We start from the raw sequence: 21,332 nt of genomic DNA, 5'->3' as shown, positions 1-21,332 counted from the left end.
CAGTCGGCTCGCGGCCTCCCCCATCTCTTGCGAGCCAGCAAAGCAAAGCCCCGCCCGGCAAGATCGCCGAGCGGGGCTTTGTTGTAGGTCTCGATCTGTCGGCTTAGTTGCCGAAGTCGATCTTCACCCGCAGGCCAATCTGGCGCGGGGGCAAGATGTGGGTCGAGAACGCGCGCGGATAGACCGTGCCGCCTTCGAAGTCTGTCACCGTCTGGTTGAACAGCGGCGTGCCGATGGCACCGGTTTCGGCAAACTTGTCGAACAGATTGTCAACAAACAGCGTCGCCGACCAACGGTCCGCTTCGTAGGTAACAGCGGCGTTGGCCACCGCGTAGCCACCCAGCGTGAAGCTGGAGCCACGCGCGCCCGTCGTGGTCAGCACGTTGCTCTGATACGACAGGCTGCCGTTGAAGACGAGCTCGTCACCATTGCCGAGCGGCTGGTTGTAGGCACCGAAGACCGAGAATTGGGTGGTCGGCGAGCCCGGCAGGCGGTCGCCGGCCTGACCGTCTTCGAAGCCCGAACCAAAACCCGGAGGCGTGATCGTACGGATCAGGTCCGGCGTAAGGTCGGTCAGCGTCGAGTCGGTGTAGCTGAAGTTGCCGCGCAGCTGGAAGCGGTCGGTTGCCCGCCAGCTTGCCGACAACTCGATACCCTTCGATTCAGCGCCCGAACCATTGACGGTGATCGGGATATTGGCGTTGACCGTGGCCGAGCCAAGCTGCGGATCGATCCAGTCGATGTAATAGAGCGCACCGTTGAAGGTCAGCGCACCATCGGCCAGCGTCGACTTGAAGCCGATTTCATAGTTCCGGGTCTTGTCGGGCGAGAACTGGCGTTCGTCGCGGATCGAGATGTCGCCTGGATTGGGCCCGAATTGCTGGCCCGGCGCGAGCGCGCATGCACCCTGCGTCGCGTTGGGGTCGAACGGCGGACAGTCGCCCAGTCCGTTCACACCACCAATGCGATAACCTTCGCTGACCGTTACATAGAGCAGGAAGTCATCGCTGACTTCCCACGACAGGTTGCCCTTGAACAGGAAGCCGTTGTCGGACTGTGCCAGTGCCGGATCGAACGCCTGGCTTGCCACCTGGTCGAGCGTCAGCGGCGTGTAGCTGAGCGGCTCGAACAGCGGGAAATCGACCGTCGACGCGGCTTTCAGGCTGTAGTCGTAATAACGACTTCCGACCGTCAGCGTCAGCTGGTCGAAGAAAGTGTAGCTAAGCTCACCAAACAGCGCCGTTTCCGTCAGGCGGCTGCGCGCAGTGGAGAAGTATTCCAGTGCGTCCGGACGGTCGGTCAAGCCGAAGCCCAGTGCCGGCTGGTTCACGTAAGGCACGTAGTTGGGCACGAATTCCGACGACGAACCGGCGGTATCGGCGCGGTTGTAATAGCCGCCGATGATCCAGTTGAACGGACCGTCATTCTTCGAAACGAGCCGGATTTCCTGGTTGATCCGTTCTTCCTCGCCCACTTCGCGAGTGAAGGAAGTGAAGGCCGGGAACAGCTCGTAGCTATACTCCAGCGTGATCAGCAGGTTGGTCTGGTCGCGTTGGCCGTCGTCGCTGAAGGTGCTCCAGCCCGTGGCCGATGTCAGTTCGGCAAAGCCGAGGTCCGCCACCACTTCAAGCGCGATCAGGTCGTTCTTGATGGTATTCGGCTCGCGCACGCGGAAGGCGGCTTCGTAGCGGCCGACGCTGGGATTACCATCGAGCAGGCCCGGCACGTTGTTGCGCCAGTGCGAAACCCGGCGACCTTCAATGTCGGCTTCCTGATAGTAATAGGTCAGCGTGGCGTCGAACCAGTCGGTCGGTTCCCAGCGCGCGGCGATGCGGCCCGACAGGGTCTGCTCGCCATCCGCATCCTTGACGCGGTTGAGACCAGCACCGGTGTCGGGGTTGGTCACACCGATCTGGTCGACCACGTTGACGTAATCGATGAAGCCCGATTCGTCGGTCCAGTCGAGCGAGCCACGGATCGCGAAGGTATCCGACAGGCTGAAGTTCACGGTGACGCCGGTCTCGTAGCTCAGGCTCGAGGCTTCGTCATACTTCGAGATCTCGCCACGTACCGAAGCGGAGGTTTCGCCGAACTGCGGCTTACGCGGGATGTAGCGGATCGCACCGCCCAGTGTACCTGCACCATAGAGCGTGCCTTGCGGGCCAAGCAGGACTTCGACGCGCTCGAGGTCGTTGAGCTTGAGGTCGACGAACACCGGGATTTCACCGATATAGGTGGCAACCGTGCCGCCACCGTCGTTGTTGCCGTCACCCGAGCCGATCGCATCGACGTTGAGGCCGCGAACGATCACCGGGTTCCCCTGGCGCCCGCCACGATCGACGATGTTGATGCCGGGAACGAAGGGCAGCAGGTCGGAAAGCTCGGTCAGGCCCTGTTCTTCGATCTGCGCCGAACCGACGGCTGCGATGTTGAGCGGGATATCCTGGACCGATGCCTCTCGGCGGGTCGCGGTCACCACGATGATGTTCTTGTCGCCGCCGGTGCTGGCACCCTCTTCGCCATCCTGCGCAAGTGCAGGCGCGGCATAGGCGGTTGCGATCATGGTACTGCTCAACAGGGCAGCCCGGGCGATACGGCCGGTTGTTCTCGTTTTCATATCTGGTTACCTCATCTTTCGGGGTATGGGTGTTCAGCCCCTATGCTGCACAGCAACATACCCCGGAATTGAGCCAAGCCAGACGAAATTTGTCAACGCCGTGACAGGACAAACCGACATTTCCAATCTTTCAATTGCAAGAAAGCAACTGTTCGCCGGCAACTTCCAGGCTGCCCATGCTGCAGCGCAGCAGGCCCTGAAAGACGACCCGCAGGCGGTCGAGGCTGTACTGGTGATGGCAGCGATAGCCGTGGAGCACGGCAATGGACCCGGTGCGGAGAAGCTGTGCAGCATTGCGGCACAGACCGGGCATCGAAGCTGCTGGCTGGCGGTACTGGAAGCCCGGGTGGCGTTGATGCAGCAGGACCAGGAGCGAGCACGCGAACGAGCGCTGGTGGCGTTTGAACTCGGAACCGACGATCCGCATATCGCCAACCAGCTTGGGGTCGCGCTATCGCGGACCGGGCGCCATGCGGAAGCCGTTCAGCCGTTCCGAACGGCGGTGGCGGGCGCAGCAGGCAATGCCGACTACCGATACAACCTGGCTGTCGCCTTGCAGTTCTCCGGGGACCTCGCGGACGCGGAACGCGAGTTCCATGCCCTCGTGGCCATGCAGCCCGACCACGCGAAGGGCTGGGGCGCATTGGTGCAGCTCGCACACGAGCCTGAACCGGGATGGGACGCAGCGCTTTCGCAGCTCTTTGACGATTCGAAGGACGTCGAGTCTCGCCTCACAATCGGTCACGCGCTGGCTCGGCTGGCGGAGGAGCGCCAGGATTGGGACACCTCGCTGAAGTGGCTCGACCGCGCCAAGGCTCCAAAAGCAGCAGAGGTCGCCCATGATCGCAGCGCTGCCGAAGCAATTGCGGATGCGGCCATCGCAGCTGGCGGGGCAGGCAGCTTTGCCGACATCCCTTCAGGCGACGAGCGTCCGATCTTCATCGTCGGTATGCCGCGCAGCGGAACGACGCTGGTGGAAAGGATCCTTACTTCGCATCCCAATGTGCGCTCGGTCGGCGAGCTGTCGGACTTTGCGATCCTCTTGAAACAGGAACTGAGAACACCCGGCCAACTCGTGCTGGAACCGGCGCTGCTGCAGGCTGCGTCGACCGCTCCCGATCTCACCGCCGTTGGCAAGGCCTATCTCCAGCGGCTCAGCCAGCTCGCCGGAGACACGCCGCATTTCATCGACAAAATGCCGTTCAACGCCTTTTTCACGCCCGCGATCCTGCGCGCGCTGCCCGGCGCGCGGGTGATCTGCCTGCGCCGTTCGCCTTTCGATGTGTTGTTCGCCAACTACCGGCAGCTCTTCGCTACCGGCTTCAGCTATTACAGCTATGCCTACGATTTCGGCGACACGGCGCACTTCGTGGCGGGGTTCGAACGGATGGCGAATGCGTTCGAGGCATCCTTGCCCCCCGCACGCTTCCTCCCGGTCCGCTACGAAGAGGTCATCGCCGACCAGCGCGGACAGACCGAACGCTTGCTCGCTTTCTGCGGGCTGGAATGGGACGATGCCTGCATGGAGTTCCACCGCAATGCCGAGCCTGTCGCAACCGCCAGCGCCGTGCAGGTCCGGTCACCGATCTACACCAGCAGCGTGGAGAAATGGCGCAGGTACGGCGAAGGCAGCGAGCGGGCGATTGATGAGCTGGGGAAGTATGGGATCGAGGCCTGACCAATCCCCCCGTTCCAGAGGATCGGGGGGGTGGCCGCGCAAGGCGCGGTCGGAGGGAGCATCACCGGGTTCGGCTTTGACAGTATGTAGCGATGTGCTCTGCAACGCCGCGACAATCGTCCAGCACATCGCGTGCGGGTATTCGAACGATTTCTATGCCCAGATCGGCGAGGGCAGAGTCCCGGCTCCTGTCCCGCTCGGGCCGGTCGCTCAAATCGTTAGCACTTCCGTCGATCTCGAAACCCAGCTTCGCGGCGGCACAGTAGAAATCGAGTACATAGGGCCCGACCGGATGCTGCCGCCTGATCTTGGCACCGCCCTTGCGCGCACGCAGCTCATGCCACAGGAGGCGCTCGGGCAGCGACATCTCGTGGTGCACCTTGCGCGCATTCGCAATGGCGTTGTCCAATTTGCGCATATCGCTACCCCTCCGTCAGCCCTGCGGGCTGCCACCTCCCCATTCCTTCGGAACGGAGAGGGACTGGTGGTGCGATCTATCGCGGACGGTCGGCTTTAAGCCGCTTCGTCCTTCTTGCCCTTGTCATCGTCGTTGGCGACGACACGGATCGGTTCCTTCTTGCCGGCCACGACATCGGCGTCGATCACGACTTCGCTGACGTCTTCGAGGTCGGGCAGGTCGAACATGGTGTCGAGCAGGATGCCTTCGACGATCGAGCGGAGGCCGCGGGCGCCGGTCTTGCGCAGGATCGCGCGTTCGGCAATCGCGACGAGGGCATCGTCGGTAAAGGTAAGTTCGACATCTTCGAGTTCGAACAGCTTGCGGTACTGCTTGACCAGCGCGTTCTTCGGTTCCTGCAGGATCGTGACGAGGGCATCGACATCGAGGTCGTGCAGCGTCGCGATCACCGGAAGGCGACCGACGAATTCCGGGATCAGGCCGAACTTGAGGAGATCCTCAGGTTCGCTCTTTTCAAGCAGCTCGCCAACCTTGCGCTTGTCAGGGTCAGCTACGTGTGCGCCGAAGCCGATGCTGCGCTTCTGCAGGCGATCGGCGATGATCTTGTCGAGACCGGCGAAGGCACCACCGCAGATGAACAGGATATTCGTCGTATCGACCTGCAGGAATTCCTGCTGCGGATGCTTGCGGCCACCCTGCGGCGGGACCGAGGCAGTGGTGCCTTCCATCAGCTTGAGCAGCGCCTGCTGCACGCCCTCGCCCGACACGTCGCGGGTGATGGAGGGGTTTTCCGCCTTGCGGGTGATCTTGTCGATCTCGTCGATGTAGACGATCCCGTGCTGCGCCTTGTCGACATTGTAGTCGGACGACTGGAGCAGCTTGAGGATGATGTTCTCGACGTCTTCACCGACGTAACCGGCTTCGGTGAGCGTGGTGGCATCGGCCATGGTGAACGGCACGTCGAAGGTGCGCGCCAGCGTCTGCGCCAGCAGCGTCTTGCCCGATCCCGTCGGGCCCACCAGCAGGATATTGGACTTTGCCAGCTCGACCCCATCGGCCTTGCCGCTGTGCTTCAGGCGCTTGTAGTGGTTGTGCACCGCGACCGAGAGCACGCGCTTGGCGCGGTCCTGCCCGATCACATAGTCGTTGAGCGTGCCGCAGATCTCCGACGGCGTAGGAACGTCGCCTTCCTTGCGGCCCGTGAGGCCAGCCTTGGTTTCCTCGCGGATGATGTCGTTGCACAGCTCGACGCATTCATCGCAGATGAACACCGTCGGGCCCGCAATCAGCTTGCGCACCTCATGCTGCGACTTGCCGCAGAAGCTGCAATACAGCGTTGATTTGCTATCAGTTCCGCTCAATTTCGTCATTTCCTAGGCTTTCGGACCCTACCCGCAAAACACGGGGATTCGGCAAGTGTATCGCCAACGGGCCACATTACAACCATTGCCATATACGGCAGCCACCTTGCCCTGCGCTGAAAAGGCAAGGTTTCCCACTTCTTTCGATGCCCTGTCCCGCATTGGAGCGGGGCCATGGCACATCCCTTACCGCAAAGGGTTACTCAGGCGCTCCGCCTGACCCCTCTTCGGTCTTGTCTTCGTTCTCGGGGCGCGTCTCGAAGACCTTGTCGACCAGCCCGAACTTCATCGCTTCGTCGGCTTCGAGGAAGGTATCGCGATCCATTGCCTTTTCGATCTCTTCCAGCTTCTGGCCGGTGTATTTCACGTAGAGATCGTTCATCCGAGCCTTGATGCGCAGTATCTCGCGGGCCTGGATTTCGATATCGGAGGCCATGCCGCGGGCACCGCCCGACGGCTGGTGGATCATGATCCGCGCATTGGGCAGTGCGATCCGCATGCCCGGCTCGCCCGCTGCAAGCAGGAAGCTGCCCATGCTCGCGGCCTGCCCCATGCAGACGGTCGAAACGCGCGGCTTGATATATTGCATGGTGTCATGGATCGCCATGCCTGCAGTCACCACGCCGCCGGGCGAGTTGATATACATGCTGATCGGCTTCGAGGGGTTTTCGCTTTCAAGGAACAACAGCTGCGCGGTGATCAGCGAAGCCATGCCATCTTCCACCTGTCCGGTCACGAACACGATCCGTTCGCGCAGCAGGCGACTGAAGATATCGAAGCTCCGTTCGCCGCGGCTGGTCTGCTCGACCACCACCGGAACCAGCGCACCGGTCAACGGATCGCGCGTGAACTGGCCCTGGGTGCTATAGGTTTCGCCAAGCTGGTCGCGGACATCGATCATGGGGAGATTTTCCTCTGCAAGTAAGTCGAGCGCCTATGTCGGCGGTCGGCCAACGATGTTCAAGGGGGTTAACCCTTAGCCTGTTGGAATCGCCCTTCGATCGGGCCACCGGTATGCATGCGAACGAGGTATCGACCGTTCACCCTAGGTGAACAACGGCCTGTCGATTCTTGCGGATTTTGTATGTCGCTGGTCCCGACAAATACCCCTTCGGTCGATGACTACTGTTGTAATCGTGAACAAACTCCGAGGGTTGGCCTACCCCCGATTCAAACTGCATGGACTATCCCTTGCCCAGTATTCGAAACTCCCCCACCCGCGCTCTCGCCGCCGTGCTCGCCCTCACTTGCGTTCCGACTCCAGTGTTGGCCGAGGACACTGCCGCAAGCACGACCGAAGACAATGTTCCGGAAGGGTCGCTGGCGGTCGAAGCCCAGGGCCAGGTGTTCGAGCCTGCCTATTTCGAGCAGTTTGCGCCGCGCACCGCGCTCGACATGGTAAGTCGGATACCCGGCTTCAAGATCGACGATGGCAACCAGGGCCAGCGCGGCCTCGGAGAAGCCAACCAGAATGTCATCGTCAATGGCGAGCGCTTTTCCAGCAAGTCCGATTCCATCCGGGACCAGCTTCGCCGCATCCCGGCCGGAGACGTACTGAGGATCGAAGTGCTCGACGGCAACGCGCTCGACATTGCCGGGCTGTCCGGTCAGGTTGCCAATGTCGTCTACAAGAGCAGCGGCACCAGTGGTCAGTTCCGTTGGCGTACGGGATTTCGACCATACAACACAGAAGCCCAGCTCTATGGTGGCGAAGCCTCGATCACCGGCAGCAGCGGCGCGCTGAGCTACACCGTATCGATCGCCAATGAGAACAACCGTTTCGGGGCCGACGGTCCGACACTCATCACTGACAGGAACGGCGCGCTGATCGAGGATCAGTTCAGCAAATTCTCCGGCAAGTTCGATAATCCCAAGCTCAGCACCAATTTCACCTACGATTTCGGCGGTGAAACAGTGGCCAATCTCAACCTCAGCTATGGCGAGGACTTCTTCCGCGCGGTTGAGCCCGAAACCGGGGCCAGCCCAACAGGACTGGTCCGCACTCGACAGGACATGCGCGAGGAAGACGGTCCGCAATATGAGATCGGTGGCGACATCGAATTCCCGCTGGCGGGAGGCAAGCTCAAGCTGATCGGTCTGGAGCGGTTCGAGCGCGACAATTTCACTGCCCAGCTGGTCGACAGCTTCAGCGATGGTAGCCCGACTACCGGGTTCCGCTTCCAGCAGACTAACGAGACCGGCGAACGGATCGGGCGGTTCGAGTATCGCTGGAACATGTGGGAAGCAGACTGGCAGGTCTCGGGCGAAGCAGCGTTCAACCGGCTCAACCGCGCCTCGCGCCTGTTCGAGCTCGATGGCAGCGGCAATTTCCTGGAGCTGGCATTCCCGGCCGGGACCGGTGGCGTGACCGAAGACCGCTATGAAGGCATCGTTAGTGTCAGCAAGCAACTGACCCCCAAGCTATCGTTGCAGCTTTCCGGCGGTGCGGAGTATTCGAAGATCGAGCAGACCGGCTCGGCCGCCAATTCGCGCAGCTTCCAGCGCCCCAAAGGCTCAGTCTCGCTCAACTGGAAGCCGGCCGACGATCTGGACATCGCACTGGAAGTTCGCCGCCGGGTCGGGCAGCTTTCGTTTGGCGACTTCCTCGCCAGCGTCAATCTCAACAACGACAACCAGAACGGCGGCAACAACGAGTTACAGCCCGACCAGAGCTGGAACGTCGAGCTTGAAGTCAACAAGGGCCTGGGTGCCTGGGGTTCGGCCAAGCTGCAATTGCGGCAAGCCTGGTTCGAAGACTTCGTGGACTTCTTCCCCCTCGCAAGCGGCGGCGAAGCGCGCGGGAATATCGGCAATGCCAAGCGTTTCCACGTCGAGCTCAATACTACGCTCAAAGGCGAACCGATTGGCTTCAACGGGGCCCGGCTGGAGATCAAGGCTGTCAAGCGATGGATGGACGTGACGGATCCCTTCACCGGCGAGACCCGGCCTTTCTCGTTCGACCTGAATGACTTGCTCGAGATCGATTTCCGGCACGATATCCCAGGGAGCGACTTCGCATGGGGAAGCGGGCTTTTCACCGCCAACAACGCTCCGTATTCGCGTCGCTTCGAGCAAGGGCGCGACTGGGAGGGGCCGGCCTTCATGAATGTCTTTATCGAACACAAGGATGTGTTCGGGCTGACCGTGCAGGCGCTGGTCGGCAATGTGCTGGGTGCGCGCAACAAGTTCGAACGCACGGTATACACCGGCGACCGTCCGAACGCCCCGATCGCATTCCAGGAAGCACGCAGTCGGCGGATTGGACCGATCTTCCGCTTCAGCGTCAGCGGAAACTTCTAACACCCTTGCATCCTTCGTGGTCGGTGGCACTCTGCCGTCCATGAAAACATTTGCATCGCTGCTCGCTCTTGCCCTTGCCTCCCCAGCCGTAGCACAGGAGGCCGAGCCGCTGTTGCCCGGCACCAGTGCTGCCGAGGAAACGGCCGAACGCCAACTGGCCCGGATTGCCGAGCTGGATGACGCAGGGCCCGAGCTCAATGCAGTGATCGTCACCAATCCCGACGCCCCGGTTCAGGCAAGGATCGCCGACGAAGCAGGCTTGCCGCTGGGCGGGATGACGGTGTTGGTGAAAGACAATATCGACACGCGGGACATGCCGACGACTGCGGGTAGCCTCGCGCTGGAAGACAACATGACCGGGCGCGATGCCCCGCTTGTGGCGCGTATACGCGCGGCTGGTGGCGTCATCCTGGGCAAGACCAACCTTAGCGAATGGGCCAATTTTCGCGGCGACGATTCGACCAGCGGGTGGAGCGGCGTCGGCGGGCTGACCCGCAATCCCTATGCCATCGATCGCAACACCTGCGGTTCGTCGTCCGGGAGCGGCGCCGCCGTGGCGGCGAAATTCGCCTGGGCTGCCGTGGGCACGGAAACCAATGGTTCGATTACCTGCCCCGCTTCCATCAACGGCATTGTCGGGTTCAAACCCACCGTCGGCTTTATCAGCCGCACGCATGTGGTGCCGATCTCCAGCACGCAGGACACCGCTGGGCCGATGGCGGTCGACATCTATCGCGCAGCGATGCTCATGAACGCCATGGCCGGGACCGATCCGCTCGATCCGGCGACTGCGGAAGCCGACGCGCGCAAGCCCGACTTCACCGAAGGCATGATCGACGCAAACCTGCAAGGTGTGCGGATCGGGGTAATGCGCAACCATGTCGGCAATCGGAAAGACCTGGAAAACGTCTTCGACCTCGCGCTAGGCGACATGGAACGGGCCGGTGCAATCCTCGTCGAAATCGACAAGCAAGCGGACCAGGAGCAGGTGAGCGCCATGTTCCGCGACAGCTTCACGGTGCTGCTGTACGAATTCCGCGAAGGGATCGACGCGTATCTCGCCGGGCTCGAATGGGACGATGAAGACGGCGCACGACCGACAAACCTGCGACAACTGGTCGCGTTCAACGAAGCCAATCGCGATACCGAGCTGCGCTGGTTCGGGCAGGAGGTTTTCCGGCAAGCGCTGGAGACGACCGATACCGAAGCCTACGAAATAGCCCGCGCCAATGCCGTGCGCATCGCCGGCGAGGAAGGGATTGATGCGCTGCTCAAGGAATTCGACGTGCAATTCCTCGTTGCTCCGACGCGCGGCCCGGCCTGGACCACCGACCTCGTCAATGGCGACAATTTCAACGGTTCGATCGGTTATGGCAGCCCGGCAGCGATTGCGGGGTACCCGCACCTGACCGTGCCGATGGGCCAGATCGAAGGCCTGCCGGTCGGCCTTTCGATCATCGGCACCAAGTGGGACGACCACGCCGTACTCAAGGCAGGGCGCGGATACGAAAAGGCCCGGACAGCCGAGCTGCCCGAGCCTACTTTCGAACGCTGGAAACCGGCCGAGCGCGAAGCCGAGGCTGAATAACCCCGGGCGCTAGCCGGCTGAGTGCTTACTTCTTCGCCGGTGCTTTCTTGGCGGCCGGCTTCTTGGCCGGGGCTTTCTTTGCAGCGGGCTTCTTCTCGGTCGATTCTGCTTTCTTGGCCGGAGCCTTTTTGGCCGGGGCCTTCTTGGCAGCCGGCTTGGCCTCGTCTTTGGCGGCAGCCTTCTTGGCCGGTGCCTTTTTGGCCGGAGCTTTCGTGGCCGGAGCCTTCTTCTTCGCCGCCGGCTTCTTCTCTTCTTCGGCGTCGGCTTCGATCGCCGCCTCGAGCTCCTCGCGGGTCACTTCGCGGTCCGTAATCTCGGCCTTGTCGAACAGGAAGTCGACGACCTTGTCTTCATACAGCGGAGCGCGCAGCTGGGCGGCGGCCATCGGATCCTGGCGGATGAACTGCATGAAACGCTCGCGATCTTCCTCACGATACTGCTGTGCAGCCTGCGTCATCAGCATGGTCATTTCCTGCTGGCTGATCTCGACGCCGTTGGCCTGGCCGATCTCAGACAGCAGCAGGCCGAGGCGCACGCGACGTTCGGCGATCGAGCGGTAGTCGTCCTTTTCCGCTTCGATTTCCTTCATCGCCTTGTCGGCATCTTCTTCCTGGGCCGCTTCCTGCAGCAGCTGGTTCCAGATCTGCTCGAACTCGGCGTCGACCATGCCCTGCGGCACGGCGAAATCGTGACCGGCTGCCAGCTGGTCGAGCAGCGAGCGCTTCATCGCCGTACGGGTGAGACCACCGGTTTCCTGCTCGAGCTGGCCTTTGATCAGCTCCTTGAGCTGGTCCATGCCCTCAAGGCCCAGATTCTTGGCGAACTCGTCGTCCAGCTTGGTTTCGGTTTCGACCTTCACCTGCTTCACGGTGATGGCAAACTGGGCGTCCTTGCCCGCGAGATGTTCAGCCTGGTAGTCTTCCGGGAAGGTCACGGTGATGGTCTTTTCATCGCCAGTCTTCACGCCCACAAGCTGGTCTTCGAAGCCCGGGATGAAGGTACCCGATCCCAGCACCAGCGGGGCATCCTCGGCCTTCCCGCCTTCGAATTCGACACCGTCGATCGAACCGACGAAATCGATGATCAGCTGGTCGCCATCGGCAGCCTTCTTGGTTTTCGCAGCGTCCTTGTAGCTCTTGTTGCTGCCGGCGATGCGTTCGATGGCTTCCATCACGGCTTCGTCGGCCACCGGCACCATCAGGCGCTCGATCTCAAGGCCTTCGATGCTCGGCGCAGTGATTTGCGGCAGCACTTCGAGGTCGACAGTGACCTTGGCGTCCTTGCCCTGCTCATAATCCGGATTGAGCTCGATGGCAGGCTGCATCGCCGGGCGCAGTTCCTTGTCCTTCATCAGTGCATCGACCGATTCGCGGATCGTGTCGTTGAGCACCTGTGCGTGGAGCTGTTCGCCATGCATCTTGCGCACGAGGTTGGCCGGCACCTTGCCAGGGCGGAAGCCAGGCATCTTCACCTGCGGTGCGATCTTCTTCACCTCGGCATCGATCTTGGCATCGATTTCCTTGGCGGTCAGCGTCAGCTCATAGCCGCGCTTGAGGCCCTCGTTAGTGGTCTCTGTAGTCTGCATGGGTTGGTCTTTGTGCCTTGTGTAAACTGCTCTGTAGTTCGGCTCTCAGGCAGCGGACTGGTGCGGGCGAAGGGACTCGAACCCCCACATCTTGCGATACTGGTACCTAAAACCAGCGCGTCTACCAATTCCGCCACGCCCGCTAGCCCGAATGAAGCCCCGAACGAAGCTACGCGGCACACCAACGGTGCACCGCGTTGAAGGCGCGCCTCTAATGGCTAGTGCGACAAAGGGCAAGGCTCCCGGTAGCGGAAAAAGCACGCAATGCGTCAGAGTGCTTGCCCAGCGCGCCGCGCGGGATTATCGGGCCGCGCCATGAGCGAAGAGAACACTCCCGCAGCTGGAGCTGCAGATACCCCGCCCGACCACCTGTCGGTGAACCCGCGCAATCCGCATTTCGATAGCGAAGTGCTGCAGCGCGGCGTCGGCATCCGTTTCAAGGGCAAGCAGCGCCACGATATCGAGGAATATTCGATTTCCGAGGGGTGGGTGCGCGTTCAGGCGGGCAAGACCGTCGATCGCAAGGGCAATCCGTTGACGCTCAAACTCACCGGCCCGGTCGAGGCGTGGTATGAAGACCTGGGTGACGATGCCCCGGTAGCGAAGGCCTGAGCCCCACCCCGTTACGTGTCAGTCGTATTTGGCGAGCACGTTCGCGTAAGGATCGCCCGCGGCGGTTCGCACAGGGGGCTGTGCCTGTGCACGGCGCTGGATCGGCGGCGGAGACGTATAACCGATCTGCCGCGGTGCTTCAGGCGCACGACGCTCGAGCAGGGGCGGATTGGCACCCTGCCCCAGTGAACCGAACGCGTTGAGGAAATCGCGCGAAGGCTTGCCCGTCACTGCGGCGACCTGAACCGGCGACCGTTCGACAGGCCGGGGCTCGAACGGTGCCTTGCGTGGCGTGGCTTTGCCGTCGCCGTAGATAAATCCGAGCACCGGCCACGGCGTCGTACCGAGGTTATTCAGCGGAGCATACCAGACCCGCACCTGGCTCCAGTCGTTCTTCCTGGAAACGTCGACCGCCCTGACACCGCTCTCGATCTGGCCTCGGCGACCGTTGATCGGCGACCAGTTGGCATGGTCGAGCAGCACGGTGCGTTTGTCGATCACCTTTACCACCGTTGCGACATGGCCCAGCTGGATCCGGTCATTGGCTTCGAAGGCCATGACCGCGCCCACCCTGGGTTTCCGGCCACGATCATAAACGCCTTCGGCCTGGTCCCACCAGGTATAGGCATCGCCATAGATCTGAATCCCGCTTACCTCGCGGGCATAGGGAACGCACTGCAAGTAGGGCGCAAGTTCCTGCGCATGCGCGGCACCTTGCGGCGAGCCTTCAAGGGCTGGCGCTGCAACCAGGGCGACCCCGATACATAGCGATGTGACAGCATTTTTCATGTCGCCACTAATGCGGCGGTAACCTTTCCACCCGCCTCCCGGCTGTGGTTAACGCGAATATACCATGATTGCGCGAAACAGGGATTGCGGGAATGCTTGCCATTCGCGCGTTTAAGCGCCACCTGCGCCAGCATAATGTCCGCGACCCGCAAACCCACTGTGATCATCATCGGCCGACCCAATGTCGGCAAGTCCACGCTGTTCAACCGGCTGGTGGGCAAGAAACTCGCGCTGGTCGATGACCAGCCGGGGGTAACGCGCGACCGCCGCATGGGCGACGCCGAACTGGCGGGCATGCAATTCACCGTGGTCGATACCGCCGGTTGGGAAGACGAGGACAAGGAGAGCCTGCCTGGCCGCATGCGCGCGCAGACCGAAGTCAGTCTCGAAGGTGCCGACGCCGCGCTGTTCGTGATCGATGCGCGGGCCGGGATCACCCCGCTCGACGAGGAAATCGCCCGCTGGCTGCGCACGGTCGACGTCCCGGTGGTGCTCGTCGCCAACAAGGCCGAGGGCAAGGCCGGCGATGCCGGGCTGTTGGAAAGCTATTCGCTGGGCTTGGGTGACCCCGCGCCGATCTCCGCCGAGCATGGCGAAGGCGTCGCCGACCTGTTCGAAGGCCTGTGGCCGCATATCGGGCATTTTGAGGAAGAGGCCGAGCGCGCTGCCGAGCTGGCCGCCGAGGCTGGCGAGATGGCCGAAGGCGAAGAGGATGAAGACGCTCCTCTCGGCCCGCTGAAGCTCGCCATCGTCGGGCGGCCCAATGCGGGCAAGTCGACGCTGATCAACCGCCTGCTGGGCGAAGATCGCCTGCTGACGGGGCCGGAAGCGGGGATCACCCGCGATTCGATCGCGGTCGACTGGCAATGGACCGACCCCAAGGACGGGACGACCCACGACATCCGACTGATCGACACCGCCGGGATGCGCAAGCGGGCCAAGGTCGTCGAGAAGCTGGAGAAGCTCTCCGTCGCCGATGCATTGCGTGCCGTGGACTTTGCCGAAGTCGTCGTGCTGCTGCTCGACGCGACGCAGGGGCTGGAGCACCAAGACCTGAAAATCGCCAGCAAGGTGCTCGAGGAAGGCCGCGCGTTGATGATCGCCATCAACAAGTGGGACATCGCGGAAGATGCGTCCTACCTCTTCAACGGAATCCGCGCCGCGCTCGACGAAGGGCTGTCGCAGGTCCGTGGCTTGCCGCTGTTTGCGGTCAGCGCCAAGACCGGCAAAGGCCTCGACGACATGCTGCGCGCCGCCTTCGTGATCCGCGAGAGCTGGTCCAAGCGCGTGCCCACCGCTGCGCTCAACCGCTGGTTCGACGATGCGCTAGAGGCCAACCCTCCGCCCGCACCCGGCGGCCGGCGGATCAAACTGCGCTACATCACCCAGGCCGGTACCCGACCGCCGCGCTTCGTAGTGTTCGGCAACAGGCTCGACGATTTGCCCAAGAGCTACGAGCGCTATCTCGTCAACGGCATCCGCGCCAAGCTGGGCTTCGATGCCGTGCCAGTGCGCGTGGTGCTGAAGAGTTCGAAAAATCCCTACAATGCCAACAAGGGCGGAGGGGGCAATTTCAGCGGCGGCTCGGAGCGCGGCTGATGTGGCTCGACCTGCTCGTCCAGTCAGGCAACCTTGCGACCGACCTGCTTGAACGCACCTCCAGCACCTTGCGCGTGCAGGAGATCGTCCGCCTCAGCCTTGCCCCGGCCTTCCTGCTGGCAGCGATCGGCGCGATCATGAACGTCATTATGGCCCGGCTGATCTGGATCGCCAACCGTATCGACCGGCTGGAAGAGCGGATGGACGAAGAGCACACGGCCCGCGAACGGCGCGAATTGAAACGCCTCAAGCGGCGCCGCCGCTACGCCCAGCGCGCCGTCACGTTTGCCACGGCCGCGGCGCTCACCATTTCTCTGGTCATCATGCTCTTGTTTATCAGCGCCTTCATCAAGCCGCAGATCGGCACGCTGACGGCGATCGCCTGGATCGCCACGATGCTGCTCCTGATCCTGGGCTTGGTTATGTTTGCTGCGGAGACTGTAATCGCTACCGGTGGCCAGACCCGCGAGGGCCGTGACGAGGGGAGTTAGGAGATCAGAAGTTGACGGAAGATCATGGGCAATCAGACGATATCGTACACGAACCGTCGATATTATTCCGATTCGGCTTCGGCGCGAGTCTAGCGTACCTTTTGATATTGCTGATCTATTTCTTGTCCGAACAAGATGCCTTCTGGCGAATGCGACCGAACGAGTTCGGTGATTTCCTGGCGGGGTCAGCAGCTCCCTTAGCATTTCTTTGGCTCGTCCTTGGCTTCTTACAACAAGGCATAGAATTGCGGAACAGCAGCAAAGCCCTTCATATACAAGGAGAAGAGCTTCGAAACTCGGTTGAGCAGCAAAGGGCGCTTGTCGAAGTCGCCAGAGACCAACTGAAATCAGAACTGGATGACCGAAGGGCTAAGGAACTTGAAGCGGAGAGGCTTGCTCAGCCGCGCTTCCTCACTGTCGGCGGTGCAAGCTACTCCGGACAAACCACAAAGCAGAAGTTTCATTTTCGAAATGTGGCAGCGACCTGCACAGACGTTTCAATTGTCGTTGACGGTCAAGTTACCTCCAAAGCGGCCCATTTGCCTGCGGGTGAGACTATCTCCATGCAGCGGTCTTATGACGACCTATCCAAAATGGAGGACTTTCGGGCAACAATCTACTTCAAGGACGAGCTCGGAAAGAACGGGAGCCAAGAGTTTGAGATCGAGCTTGATCCCTCCGGTGGCCCAAATCAACGCCCGACATATCGAGAAGCCCGACGGGTAGATGCGGAAGAATAGTAAATGAGGGAGGCCAGAAAAGCCTATCCTTCTTCCGCCGGCTTGCTCTGCAGCTGGACATAATTCTCCAGCCCCATCCTCGCGATCATGTCGAACTGCGTTTCGAGGAAGTCGACATGCTCTTCCTCGCTCTCGAGGATGCGGGCAAAGATTTCGCGGCTGACGTAGTCTCGCACGCTTTCGCTGTGCTGGATGGCGTCGCGCAAAAGCGGGATCGCTTCCTCCTCCATGGCCAGGTCGGCCTTGAGAATTTCCTCGACCGTTTCGCCGACCTTGAGCTTGTGGATGGCCTGGAAGTTGGGGAGGCCGCCAAGGAACAGCACGCGTTCGGCCAGGATATCGGCGTGCTTCATCTCGTCGATCGATTCGTGGCGCTCGTATTCGGCCAGCTTGTGCACGCCCCAGTCGGCCAGCACACGGTAGTGCAGCCAGTACTGGTTGATCGCGGTCAGCTCGTTGGTGAGTGCCTTGTTGAGATATTCGATGACCTTGGCATCGCCCTTCATGGCCCGACTCCTTCGATGGGGGTTATGGCATAGGCATACGCCCATCGGACCCGGACGGACAAGGGCCAGACAGCGGAAAAATGGCGGAATTCCGCCAGTTGCGAGCGATTTGCGTTAGCGGTTGGAGCGCTCAGGCAGCGGCCGGTTGAAGGCCGAACTCGCGCTCTTCATCGAGAATACAGTCGGCATCGCACAGGCACTGGCCGCATTGCGGGACCTTGCCCATCGCCGCATAGGCCTGTTCCGCATCGCCGGGGACGTGCCGGGCCACACGGCGCAGCTCGCTTTCCCTGATAGCGTTGCAGATGCAGACATACATGCTGGCGGCTCTCCTGCGAGTGATTCGCAAGAGCAAAGATATGCGAATTATTCTCAATAGCAAGTGACATCTGTGATTGTAGTCGCACATCCGAGCGACCATCCTCGGTGCTATTCCTCTCTTTGGTCGGGCACCTGTGGGCGGGCGGTCGCCCTCGCCGGGCCTTTGTCGGCCCGGTGTTAGCGCTTGAAGGGGAACAGCCTCCAGTAGGTCAGGCAACGCCACAACCATTCGAGCGGTCCGTAGCGGAACCGCTCAAGCCACGCCTTCGACCACAGCAGCATGACAGTCCAGCTCGCGAGCACGATCCCGAACAGCTCGATCCGATGCAGCTGCCCGAACAGGCCCAGCGCCCAGCCATGGAACAGGAACAGCATGACGATCGAAGTGCCGAGGTAATTGCTGAACGCCATTCGTCCGGCGGCGATAAAGCGCTGGCCAAGCCAGCTCTCGCTCGCCCGCGGTGCCCATTCGACCAATAGCGCGGCCAACCCGAGCACGAAGGCCAGGCGCGGCAGCATCATCAGGCCCTGGAACACGAAAAAGGTCAGCATCAACGGGAAATCCGCCACATAGACCCACAGGCCCAGCGCAGCCGACGTTCCGGCCCCGCCCAGCAAGCCGATCCATCCCCACTTTCGCATCTTGGCGGAATCGAATGCTCCGCTGAAAAAGCCGAACCGGTAGAGTGCCATCCCCATCAGGATCATGCCGATCGTCTCGAACAGGCCGAACGCCAGCCCGACGAGGTTCTGGTCGGTTTCCTCCAGCACCTGGTGCGTGACAAAGCCCGCATAGCTCTGCGTCTGGTATCGTTCGACGGTCTCGGCAACCTCTTCGAGCGTTTCGCTTTCGACATTCGCTAGCTGCTCGAGCTGTTCTTCGTCGAGGAACTGCGCCGCCACCTGCGGGTTCTCGGCGAAGTAATATTGCGACCCCATCAAGCCGGTGAAGGCGACGGTCCCCAGCACGTAGAGCACAAGCGATACGACAAGCTGGGTCTTCGCTTTCCACTTCATCGTTGTCAGAGCGACGATCCCCCATACGGCATAGAGCTGCAGGATGTCCCCGAACCAGATCAGGTAATAATGGATCATTCCGAACAGCAGCAGCCACAGCAACCGCCTGAACTGGAGCCAGCGAGTCGAACCACGCGCCCAGGCCCTCTCCATGAACAGCATCATCCCGGCCCCGAACAGCAGGGTGAACAGGCCACGCATCTTATGGTCGATTACGACATACTGGAACAACCACACCAGCTTGTCGCCGAGGGTCGCCCCTCCGGGCATGGCTTCCGGCCAGATATAGACCATGAACGGGTGGCCGAAGGCAGTGATGTTCGCAAACAGGATCCCCAGCACAGCGATCCCACGAATGAAATCGAGACTGACGAGCCGCGTGCCATCCTTCGCCGACACCGGCTCTGCCGATGCACCACCCGCGCCGGCTTCCATGTCTGGCGTAGCTGCAGTTGCCATTGCTGTTCCTCCCTGTCCCGGAAGGCGTATCACGCTAAAGCTAACCGCCAAAGACGCTTCGACCAACGGCCGACATAACCAGGTCGATCGGCGGGCCCTTAACGCGTGACGAGGCAATCCTGCCCGCTGCGCTTGAGCGCAGCGCAGGCATCCTGTGCTTCGCCGCGGCTGGCGTAGCCACCGGCAAGGAGCTTGGTCACCCGGCCCGCCGGCACAAGCAACTTGCTCGAACCGGAAAGTTCAGCACGACCTGCCAACTGCGACCACAGGCGGTCGGCGTTGGAGGCGACGGAAAAGGCACCAAGCTGGACTTTCCAGGGACCGGTCCGGGCCTGAGCGGGCATACTCTGGCTTGGTGCCTGTGCCGGCTCCGCTGCCGGAAGGGCCGAGGGGGCAGCTGCAACTCGCACCGCTTCGTCGCGTGCGGGGCGCGAAGCGCTTGCCGATCCCTCGCGAGCCGCAAAAGTAGCGCCTGCATCGGCGGGATTCTGTGTGCCGGTAACGCGCGTTGCTTCTGCGATGGCAGCCTGTGCTGCAGCAACGGAGGGCGCGACCGGCGTCTGCGCAATCGGTTCGGGAATGCGCGCTGCGACCGGAGGCAGGCGTGTAGCATCGGAGGCCGCCGGTTGTGGGCGCGGCGGAACGGCTGCTGCCACTGTCGCCGGTGCCGGATCGCCGAGGTCAACCGCCGCCTGCTGGCTGGAGCGGCGCACATCGGCCTCGCGCTTGATCTGGGCTGCGAGCGGCTGGGCCTGCTGGCGCTGCTCCAACGGGATGAAATCGTCCATCTGCTGGATCGCCGGGCCTGCTTGCGGGAGCCCGGCAGAATTGGCCAGCGTCAGCAAGGCATAGGCGCGAACCCAGTCCTTCTCCACCAAATCGCCGTTGAAATGGGCAATGCCGAGCAAATATTGCGCGCGCGGATCCCCCCGGTCGGCCGCCGACTTGACATAGGGCATTGCCTCTTCACGCCGCCCGCCCTGGAACATCAGCAGCCCCAGATTGTCAGCTGCCTTCAGATGGCCCTGCGCGGCCGCCTTGGCATAGTAGACCTCGGCCTGCTTGGTATTCTGTTCGACCCCGCGCCCGAGGCGATAGGCCTGCGCCATGTTGAACTGGGCATCGGGATCGCCCTTGGCTGCCGGTTCGCGCCATTCGCGCACGGCACGGTCATAATCGCCAGCGGTCCATGCTTCGACCCCAGCCTTGACGTCAGCCAGCGCTGCAGCCGGCACGGCCAGCAGGGCTGCAGCAAGCAGGCCCCGATATGTACGCGCGATCATCATGATGCGGCTGCGAACCCTCTCGACAAACCAAAATCCTGCCCTGATGGATAGCGTGACATAGTGAACAGGCCGTTAGCAAAGTTTTTCTAACCCTGGCCTGGGCCGCGAGAGGCGCACACTGGGCATTGGCGCGAATTCTTGCCGTCACCGTTAACCCAAAATTAGGGGTATCCTGCGATCCCACCTGTCGAAAGCCCGCGAAAGGCGTGGGTGAACGAAGCAAATCAGGGGGACCGACCTGTGCGAGTATTGGCACTGGCTTCGCAAAAAGGCGGATCGGGCAAGACGACCCTTTCGGGACATCTTGCCGTACAGGCACAGCGCGCTGGCGCTGGGCCGGTTGTTCTTATCGACATCGACCCACAGGGATCGCTGGCCGATTGGTGGAACGAGCGTGAAGCGGAATATCCCGCCTTTGCCCAAACCACTGTTGCTCGGCTCGCGAGCGACTTGCAGATCCTGCGCCAGCAGGGCTTCAAGCTCGCCGTGATCGACACACCGCCGGCAATCACCATGGCCATCCAGTCGGTCATCGGCGTGGCTGAGCTTATCGTCGTCCCGACGCGACCCAGCCCGCACGACCTGCGCGCCGTGGGTGCCACGGTCGACCTGTGCGAACGCGCCGGCAAGCCGCTGGTGTTCGTCGTTAACGCTGCGACGCCCAAGGCAAAGATCACCAGCGAAGCAGCTGTCGCCCTCTCGCAGCACGGCACTGTCGCTCCGATCACCCTCCACCACCGCACCGATTTCGCGGCCTCGATGATCGATGGCCGCACGGTCATGGAAGTCGATCCGGAAAGCCGCAGCGCCGCAGAAGTGACAGCACTGTGGGGTTACATCGCGGATCGCCTCGAGAAAAACTTCCGCCGCACCGTCTTTGCCGCTCCGGGTTCTGTTTCGCAGATTCCGGGTGCCGGTCGTCCGCAAGGTGGCTTCGGCCGCCGGGTTGCTCAGTAAGCAAGGCA

General features: G+C 61.9%; 18 protein-coding genes and 1 tRNA gene. 8 read left to right on the top strand and 11 right to left on the bottom strand.

Annotated features, from left to right (window positions below):
* Positions 1–103: 103 nt before the first annotated feature.
* Positions 104–2,617 (bottom strand): TonB-dependent receptor, encoded by a 2,514-nt coding sequence (locus QPW08_RS04455; protein ID WP_284124538.1) that lies wholly within the window; start codon positions 2,615–2,617, stop codon positions 104–106.
* A 100-nt stretch (positions 2,618–2,717) separates the two neighbouring features.
* Here QPW08_RS04455 and QPW08_RS04450 point away from each other — a divergent pair, with 100 nt between their 5' ends.
* Positions 2,718–4,295 (top strand): tetratricopeptide repeat-containing sulfotransferase family protein, encoded by a 1,578-nt coding sequence (locus tag QPW08_RS04450; RefSeq protein WP_284124537.1) that lies wholly within the window; start codon positions 2,718–2,720, stop codon positions 4,293–4,295.
* 61 nt (positions 4,296–4,356) lie between these two features.
* Here the strand turns inward: QPW08_RS04450 and QPW08_RS04445 are convergent, their stop codons facing one another.
* From QPW08_RS04445 to QPW08_RS04435, 3 genes are all read right to left on the bottom strand, one after another.
* A complete protein-coding gene (locus QPW08_RS04445) occupies positions 4,357–4,713 on the bottom strand; it encodes an endonuclease domain-containing protein (protein ID WP_284124536.1) in 357 nt (118 codons plus the stop codon).
* A gap of 95 nt (positions 4,714–4,808) precedes the next feature.
* Positions 4,809–6,083, bottom strand: a complete 1,275-nt coding sequence (gene clpX / locus QPW08_RS04440) for an ATP-dependent Clp protease ATP-binding subunit ClpX (RefSeq protein WP_284124535.1) — start codon at positions 6,081–6,083, stop codon at positions 4,809–4,811.
* A 190-nt stretch (positions 6,084–6,273) separates the two neighbouring features.
* Positions 6,274–6,975 carry an ATP-dependent Clp protease proteolytic subunit gene (locus tag QPW08_RS04435; RefSeq protein ID WP_284124534.1) on the bottom strand — a complete coding sequence of 234 codons (702 nt, stop codon included), beginning with the start codon at positions 6,973–6,975 and terminating at the stop codon, positions 6,274–6,276.
* 362 nt (positions 6,976–7,337) lie between these two features.
* On the opposite strand from QPW08_RS04435, the gene QPW08_RS04430 reads away from it, so the two are divergent.
* Both QPW08_RS04430 and QPW08_RS04425 read left to right on the top strand, forming a co-directional pair.
* Positions 7,338–9,374 (top strand): TonB-dependent receptor plug domain-containing protein, encoded by a 2,037-nt coding sequence (locus tag QPW08_RS04430; protein ID WP_407674546.1) that lies wholly within the window; start codon positions 7,338–7,340, stop codon positions 9,372–9,374.
* Positions 9,375–9,414: 40 nt separating this feature from the next.
* Positions 9,415–10,962 carry an amidase gene (locus tag QPW08_RS04425; RefSeq protein ID WP_284124532.1) on the top strand — a complete coding sequence of 516 codons (1,548 nt, stop codon included), beginning with the start codon at positions 9,415–9,417 and terminating at the stop codon, positions 10,960–10,962.
* A gap of 25 nt (positions 10,963–10,987) precedes the next feature.
* Here QPW08_RS04425 and tig read toward each other — a convergent pair whose 3' ends face one another.
* Positions 10,988–12,547, bottom strand: coding sequence for a trigger factor (gene tig / locus QPW08_RS04420; protein WP_284124531.1), 1,560 nt, complete (start codon positions 12,545–12,547; stop codon positions 10,988–10,990).
* A 58-nt stretch (positions 12,548–12,605) separates the two neighbouring features.
* Positions 12,606–12,690, bottom strand: a tRNA-Leu gene (locus QPW08_RS04415).
* 172 nt (positions 12,691–12,862) lie between these two features.
* Here QPW08_RS04415 and QPW08_RS04410 point away from each other — a divergent pair.
* Positions 12,863–13,159, top strand: coding sequence for a DUF3297 family protein (locus QPW08_RS04410; protein ID WP_284124530.1), 297 nt, complete (start codon positions 12,863–12,865; stop codon positions 13,157–13,159).
* Positions 13,160–13,177: 18 nt separating this feature from the next.
* Here QPW08_RS04410 and QPW08_RS04405 read toward each other — a convergent pair whose 3' ends face one another.
* The gene (locus QPW08_RS04405) at positions 13,178–13,948 is read right to left on the bottom strand and encodes a CHAP domain-containing protein (RefSeq protein WP_284124529.1); all 771 of its coding nucleotides are present in this window, start codon (positions 13,946–13,948) and stop codon (positions 13,178–13,180) included.
* Between the two features lie 135 nt (positions 13,949–14,083).
* Here QPW08_RS04405 and der point away from each other — a divergent pair, with 135 nt between their 5' ends.
* The 3 genes from der (at position 14,084) to QPW08_RS04390 (ending at position 16,778) form a co-directional block, all read left to right on the top strand.
* Positions 14,084–15,547, top strand: coding sequence for a ribosome biogenesis GTPase Der (der, locus tag QPW08_RS04400; RefSeq protein WP_284124528.1), 1,464 nt, complete (start codon positions 14,084–14,086; stop codon positions 15,545–15,547).
* Positions 15,547–16,038, top strand: a complete 492-nt coding sequence (locus tag QPW08_RS04395; RefSeq protein ID WP_284124527.1) for a DUF2721 domain-containing protein — start codon at positions 15,547–15,549, stop codon at positions 16,036–16,038. The genes der and QPW08_RS04395 overlap by 1 nt, the downstream gene beginning before the upstream one ends.
* A 101-nt stretch (positions 16,039–16,139) precedes the next feature.
* On the top strand, positions 16,140–16,778 hold the full coding sequence (locus tag QPW08_RS04390) for a hypothetical protein (RefSeq protein ID WP_284124526.1): 639 nt from the start codon (positions 16,140–16,142) through the stop codon (positions 16,776–16,778).
* A gap of 23 nt (positions 16,779–16,801) precedes the next feature.
* Here QPW08_RS04390 and bfr read toward each other — a convergent pair whose 3' ends face one another.
* The 4 genes from bfr to QPW08_RS04370 all read right to left on the bottom strand — a co-directional run bounded on the left by bfr (position 16,802) and on the right by QPW08_RS04370 (position 20,364).
* Positions 16,802–17,284, bottom strand: coding sequence for a bacterioferritin (gene bfr, locus QPW08_RS04385; protein ID WP_284124525.1), 483 nt, complete (start codon positions 17,282–17,284; stop codon positions 16,802–16,804).
* A gap of 130 nt (positions 17,285–17,414) precedes the next feature.
* The gene (locus QPW08_RS04380) at positions 17,415–17,603 is read right to left on the bottom strand and encodes a (2Fe-2S)-binding protein (protein ID WP_284124524.1); all 189 of its coding nucleotides are present in this window, start codon (positions 17,601–17,603) and stop codon (positions 17,415–17,417) included.
* 179 nt (positions 17,604–17,782) lie between these two features.
* Positions 17,783–19,081, bottom strand: coding sequence for a DUF418 domain-containing protein (locus QPW08_RS04375; RefSeq protein ID WP_284124523.1), 1,299 nt, complete (start codon positions 19,079–19,081; stop codon positions 17,783–17,785).
* Positions 19,082–19,179: 98 nt separating this feature from the next.
* Positions 19,180–20,364, bottom strand: a complete 1,185-nt coding sequence (locus QPW08_RS04370; protein ID WP_284124522.1) for an SPOR domain-containing protein — start codon at positions 20,362–20,364, stop codon at positions 19,180–19,182.
* 243 nt (positions 20,365–20,607) lie between these two features.
* On the opposite strand from QPW08_RS04370, the gene QPW08_RS04365 reads away from it, so the two are divergent.
* The gene (locus QPW08_RS04365; protein WP_284124521.1) at positions 20,608–21,324 is read left to right on the top strand and encodes a ParA family protein; all 717 of its coding nucleotides are present in this window, start codon (positions 20,608–20,610) and stop codon (positions 21,322–21,324) included.
* Positions 21,325–21,332 lie beyond the last annotated feature (8 nt).

It is taken from the genome of Parerythrobacter aestuarii, from assembly GCF_030140925.1.
GTDB lineage: Bacteria > Pseudomonadota > Alphaproteobacteria > Sphingomonadales > Sphingomonadaceae > Parerythrobacter > Parerythrobacter aestuarii.
The sequence above is the reverse complement of the archived record's forward strand: the minus strand, read 5'-3'. Positions and strand labels throughout refer to the sequence as shown.

Coding starts and splice junctions, on each gene's coding strand:
- bfr (WP_284124525.1), bottom strand. CDS start 17,284: ATGAAGGGCGATGCCAAGGTCATCGAATATCTCAACAAGGCACTCACC.
- der (WP_284124528.1), top strand. CDS start 14,084: ATGTCCGCGACCCGCAAACCCACTGTGATCATCATCGGCCGACCCAAT.
- QPW08_RS04445 (WP_284124536.1), bottom strand. CDS start 4,713: ATGCGCAAATTGGACAACGCCATTGCGAATGCGCGCAAGGTGCACCAC.
- QPW08_RS04405 (WP_284124529.1), bottom strand. CDS start 13,948: ATGAAAAATGCTGTCACATCGCTATGTATCGGGGTCGCCCTGGTTGCA.
- QPW08_RS04380 (WP_284124524.1), bottom strand. CDS start 17,603: ATGTATGTCTGCATCTGCAACGCTATCAGGGAAAGCGAGCTGCGCCGT.
- QPW08_RS04410 (WP_284124530.1), top strand. CDS start 12,863: ATGAGCGAAGAGAACACTCCCGCAGCTGGAGCTGCAGATACCCCGCCC.
- QPW08_RS04370 (WP_284124522.1), bottom strand. CDS start 20,364: ATGATCGCGCGTACATATCGGGGCCTGCTTGCTGCAGCCCTGCTGGCC.
- QPW08_RS04395 (WP_284124527.1), top strand. CDS start 15,547: ATGTGGCTCGACCTGCTCGTCCAGTCAGGCAACCTTGCGACCGACCTG.
- QPW08_RS04455 (WP_284124538.1), bottom strand. CDS start 2,617: ATGAAAACGAGAACAACCGGCCGTATCGCCCGGGCTGCCCTGTTGAGC.
- QPW08_RS04375 (WP_284124523.1), bottom strand. CDS start 19,081: ATGGCAACTGCAGCTACGCCAGACATGGAAGCCGGCGCGGGTGGTGCA.
- QPW08_RS04435 (WP_284124534.1), bottom strand. CDS start 6,975: ATGATCGATGTCCGCGACCAGCTTGGCGAAACCTATAGCACCCAGGGC.
- QPW08_RS04425 (WP_284124532.1), top strand. CDS start 9,415: ATGAAAACATTTGCATCGCTGCTCGCTCTTGCCCTTGCCTCCCCAGCC.
- clpX (WP_284124535.1), bottom strand. CDS start 6,083: ATGACGAAATTGAGCGGAACTGATAGCAAATCAACGCTGTATTGCAGC.
- tig (WP_284124531.1), bottom strand. CDS start 12,547: ATGCAGACTACAGAGACCACTAACGAGGGCCTCAAGCGCGGCTATGAG.